Annotated in this window: 1 protein-coding gene; it reads right to left on the reverse strand. The window is 67.0% G+C overall.

Going from position 1 to position 1065, the window contains the following annotated elements; translation table 11 throughout:
- The coding region (locus ACWDEX_RS37215; protein WP_450469124.1) for an IS481 family transposase at positions 1-949 on the reverse strand (949 nt) is incomplete at its 3' end.
- Between the last annotated feature and the right edge of the window lie 116 nt (positions 950-1065).

Genomic DNA, 1065 nt, shown 5'->3' on the forward strand with positions numbered 1-1065 from the left:
TGTACTGACCCGTGAGGTTGTGGACGCGGCTGGCGGGTGGTTGGCCCTTGAGCGCGGTGTGTCCGCGGTGGTGATTGTAGGTGTGCAGCCAGGCCGGATAGGCGTCGCGCCGTTCCTGCTCGCTGCGGTAGGGACGGGCGTACGCCCATTCGTCCAGGAGGGTGCGGTTGAAGCGTTCGACCTTGCCGTTGGTCTGGGGACGGTAGGGACGAGTCCGCTTATGTGAAATGCCCTGGCTGGTAAGGGTGTTGCGCCAAAGGTGGCTCTTGTAGCAGGAGCCGTTGTCGGTCAGGACGCGTTCGACCATGATCCCGGCCTGGGTGAAGAAGGCATGGGCCCGATGCCAGAAGGCGACGGCGGTCTCCTTCTTCTCGTCGGTGAGGATCTCGCTGTAGGCGAGGCGGGAGTGGTCGTCGACGGCGTTGTGGAGGTAGCTGTAGCCGGCGCCGGAGCGGGTCTTGCGGCCTGCCTGGCGCCCCAAGGTCTTATGGCCGCCGCCGTCGGGGATGTTGCCGAGTTTCTTGATGTCGACGTGGACCAGTTCGCCGGGTTGTTCGCGTTCGTAGCGGCGTATGACGCGGCCGGTGGTGCGGTCCAGGTGGCTTAGTCGGGCCAGGCGGTAGCGGGTCAGGACCCGGTGGACGGTGGCCGGGTTCAGGCCCAGAAGGTAGGCGATGCGGGCTGGTCCCCATCGGCGCAGGACGCGGACCTTGATGATCCGGCGTTCGGTGCGGGCCGGAATCCGGCGCGGGCTCGTCTGCGGGCGGCTGGAGCGGTCACTCATGCCCGCCGCGCCCAGGTCGCGGTAGCGGTCGGCCCACCGCTTGGCCGTGGTCGGGGAAACCTGGAAGCGTTCCGCGGCCCTGCGCAGGGGCCAGCCGTCCTCGACCACGCAGCGGGCCAGGCGCAGGCGCCCGGTCTCGGTCAGCGGTGCATTACGGTGGGGCATGAGGGCCTTCTGTTCGTTCGATGTTGATGTCGCAATCCACACCGAACCCGGAAGGCCCTCACTCGTTCAAGATCACTCCACCGTGAACCCTGTCACCAACCTCCGTGGACAGAACA

Source organism: Streptomyces sp. NPDC001020, from assembly GCF_053599115.1.